Annotated in this window: 3 protein-coding genes and 1 pseudogene; all 4 read right to left on the reverse strand. The window is 38.3% G+C overall.

The annotated features are described in order from the left end of the window. Nucleotides 1–210 (reverse strand): annotated as a pseudogene (locus ACRCJ0_RS10530) (glycine/betaine ABC transporter permease); the annotation flags it as partial. Nucleotides 211–468: 258 nt separating this feature from the next. Further along, nucleotides 469–1,425 (reverse strand): 2-keto-3-deoxygluconate permease, encoded by a 957-nt coding sequence (locus ACRCJ0_RS10535; RefSeq protein WP_431390405.1) that lies wholly within the window; start codon nt 1,423–1,425, stop codon nt 469–471. A 225-nt stretch (nt 1,426–1,650) separates the two neighbouring features. Continuing rightward, complete coding sequence (locus tag ACRCJ0_RS10540; protein ID WP_431390406.1) at nt 1,651–2,943, reverse strand: nucleobase:cation symporter-2 family protein; 1,293 nt, start codon at nt 2,941–2,943, stop codon at nt 1,651–1,653. A gap of 3 nt (nt 2,944–2,946) precedes the next feature. After that, nucleotides 2,947–3,543, reverse strand: a complete 597-nt coding sequence (locus ACRCJ0_RS10545) for a xanthine phosphoribosyltransferase (protein ID WP_111856500.1) — start codon at nt 3,541–3,543, stop codon at nt 2,947–2,949. Nucleotides 3,544–3,677 lie beyond the last annotated feature (134 nt).

The following is a 3,677-nucleotide window of genomic DNA, read 5'->3' on the forward strand; positions in this document are numbered from 1 at the left end:
TAACAAGGCCAATGAGGGGATCGTTTGTAAGATACTAGCAAATTGTAATACGGGTTCCGCATATTTGCGGTGGTCACTCAACCAAATGGCTAGTGGAATCGCAATAACACAGGCGATGAACAAGGCAAGTAAGGATATAGCCATATGTTCGTAAGTAGCAGTGAATAATTGGTCTTTACGTTCCATTAACGTTAAGAAAAAATCGTTCATGATAACTCCTTCCAAGTTACAAGGTGTATGTAGATAATTTAAAGTTGCGCATGATAAAATTGTGTCATCACCAGGTAAATGATTTCGGCAAAAATATCACTCGTATATTATATTATCGCATAAAAAACCCATAATTACACTGCAATAAGCCTAGGTTTTGACTGCCTTGTTTGTCCAAGGTGGCCTTTTTAAATATATGAATTTAATACATCAAAAAAGAGCCATGTAAGCATGACTCTTCTGTAAGCATTGAGATAATTATAATGATTGAATACCATACTCTTTCACATATAGTTTCTGTGCAACAATAGGTGAAATAATTGAAGTGATGATACATACCATCATCACGATAGCAGTAGCACTTGCTGATTGATCAGCAAATACCAGCGGCAAAGCAGATGCAATACTAGCAGGATTGGCTACTGACATGCCTGCTACATTCCAAATAGCTGCACCATCTACCCCTGCGTTTTGTTTCATGATGTAGCGGTCAAATGGTATTAATGGTAATAATAAGACCATAAAAATTCCAGCCATCAAAATACCTGGCAAACCTGCAGCGACAGCTGATTGAATATTCATCGCTGCACCTAGGTTCCACCCTAAGAAAGGTAGTAAGCGACCAATCATCGGCACAAAAAAGTCGGTAAAATCTTTGTCTAGGTTACCTAGAATAGTACCGGCTACTAAAGGCACAAAGATTGAGATGATCGGTTGCCAGTCAATTCCTGCTGCCCCACCATCGGCCGTTAAAATACTTAATAAAATTAAAGGTGCAAAAGGCATACCAATCAGGCCCATAATACCGTATACGGCGCCAAACTGTTTATCCCCATAACTTGAATGAATAGCTAGTGCTACCGCTGGGTTTAAAGAGTAAATCACACAAGCGAAAGCCAATAAGTTGATGCCAAAAATGCCATCTAAGCCGAACAACCAATAAAAAACTAAAATATAGATTGTTGAAATAACTAATTTAAACAGAATTATCGGCAAATGACGTTTTATTAAAGGCACAATTTGTTTTAAATCTAAACTTGTCCCAGCTGAAAATACCAATAGTCCAATAACAACGTTGGTCCCCATTTGAAACGTTTGTTGTGTTGTACCACCGATTGCATCATACATATTAGGGAAGATAGACACTAATACTAGTGATACTACCAAGGGAATCAAAAACATCCCTGCAGGTACTTTATTTATTTTCTTAAACATATATAAACCCTCTATAAGCATTTTTAATAGAAACACCACAATTACGCTATCATATATTGCTTTCAATCCAGAGTCAATAGCAATTGTCAGTTCTTCATACAGTAATTTAGTATTTATGACTAAAATTGCAAACATCATAGCTATAAAAATACCCCTTAAATTTAGCTAACATAACTAAATTCAAGGAGTTTTTTTATCTATTTAAAAGAGATATTTTAAAGTGATTTATTTCTTTACGCCATGGAAGAAGGCGTTTAGTAAGACAACTGTTACACCACCAGCTACGATTCCTGAAGACGTTAGCCAAGAAATCCATTCTGGCAGTTGTGCAAAGGCTGCAGGTGCAATAGCCACACCTAAACCGATTGTAATTGCAGCACCAATAATCAATTGGTTACGATTGTCTGCTAAATCTTGCGCACCCAATACGCTGATTCCGTATGATAAGACATTACCAAATAAGAAAATCATTGCACCACCTAATACGGCTGACGGTACAGAAGTGGCAATAGCACCAATTTTTGGAATTAACCCACATAGTAGCATTAAGATAATCAAGTTAACGAAAATAGATTTACGTTTCTCACCTGACATTTGAACAACCCCAACGTTTTGGGAAAAGGCTGTTTGTGGTGATGTATTGAAGATACCAGCAAGTAAATAGCCGATACCTACTGAGAAATATGAACGACGAAGGTCAGCTTCATCGATATCTTTATCATACATACCAGCTAAAGCATAGTTGATACCTGTTACTTCAATCATAGAAATAATACCAACCACTGTTAGCGATAAAATCGCTGCTGGATTGAAGCTTGGCGATTCGATAGCAAAAGGCATAGGTAATTGGAACCAAGAGGCTTCTAATATCGGTTGGATGTCCATTTTGCCCATAAAGACAGCAATCACCATACCGGCCACAAGCCCAATCAAAATAGAGATAGACTGCAGGAAGCCTTTAGTGAAGCGGTATAAGAGCAGAATAATCACGAAAGTAATCAGCCCAAGAATCAAGTTATCGATATTCCCGTAGTCTGCACTACCCTCGCCACCTGCTAGATTATTAATCGCAACAGGAATCAGGGTCGCACCAATTAAGGTAACGATGGTCCCAGTCACTAGTGGCGGGAATAGATGGGACAATTTGGCAAAAATAGGCGCCAAAAGTAGGATAATGACACCCGCTGCAAGGACTGAGCCGAACATGGTCCCTAAGCCGTACTGAGCCCCCACCTGAATCATAGGGCCAATCGCTGTAAAGGAACAAGCCATTACAACGGGTAAGCCCATACCGATAAATTTCCCGCGGTATAACTGCAAGAAAGTGGCAATCCCAGAAATTACGATGTCAGCCGATACCAGGTAAAGGGTCTGTTGGGTCGTGAAATTAAGGGAACTTGAAATGATTAGCGGTACAACAATGGCACCGGCATACATAGCTAGTAAATGTTGTAGTGAAAGAAATGTAGTTTTAGCTGAGAAAACATCTTTAAAATTTATATTCTTCAAAATGGCCACCCGCTATGCTAACTTTTCATCTTCTTCATCTACAAAAGTCACTTTATTGCCTGCTAATGAAGCAATACGGCAAACTGAGTAAACATCTACACCCGCATCAATAAGGCGTTGACGTCCTGGTTGGAATGATTTTTCTACACAAATACCCACACCAACAACTTCTGCACCAGCTTGTTTCACTAAGTCAATTAAACCTAGACTCGCTTCACCATTCGCTAAGAAATCGTCAATGATCAATACTTTATCATTCTCATTTAAATATTCTTTAGAGATGATAATTTCGCTTGTTTTATTCTTAGTAAATGAATGTACTAATGTTGAGAATTTATCTTGTCCTGCAAGTGTTGATGGTTCAGATTTTTTCGCAAATAACATCGGTACTTGGAAGTGTGCCGCTACCATGATAGCAGGTGCAATACCACTTGCTTCGATTGTTAATACTTTGGTAATTTCACGTGATTTAAAGTAATCAAAGAAGTTACTTTGGATGTCATGCATAACTTTCGGGTCGATTTGGTGGTTTAGGAATGAGTCAATTTTCAAAATCTTTTCGTCAATAACAGTACCATCTCTTAAAATACGTTTTTGTAAGTAGTTCATGATAAATAGCCCCTTTATTTTTGTTACCTCCATTGTACGAACAATATACCCCAATTGCAAGGGATTGTTCGGCGAAACGACGAACAATTTCTAATGGGTATCGGTAAGTCTGAATAAAAAGCTTATCCAACCAC

This window comes from Aerococcus sp. L_32 (genome assembly GCF_050689315.1).

Bases quoted from the DNA above. Each gene is read 5' to 3' on its own strand.
- ACRCJ0_RS10545 (WP_111856500.1), bottom strand. From the start codon at position 3,543: ATGAACTACTTACAAAAACGTATTTTAAGAGATGGTACTGTTATTGAC.
- ACRCJ0_RS10535 (WP_431390405.1), bottom strand. From the start codon at position 1,425: ATGTTTAAGAAAATAAATAAAGTACCTGCAGGGATGTTTTTGATTCCC.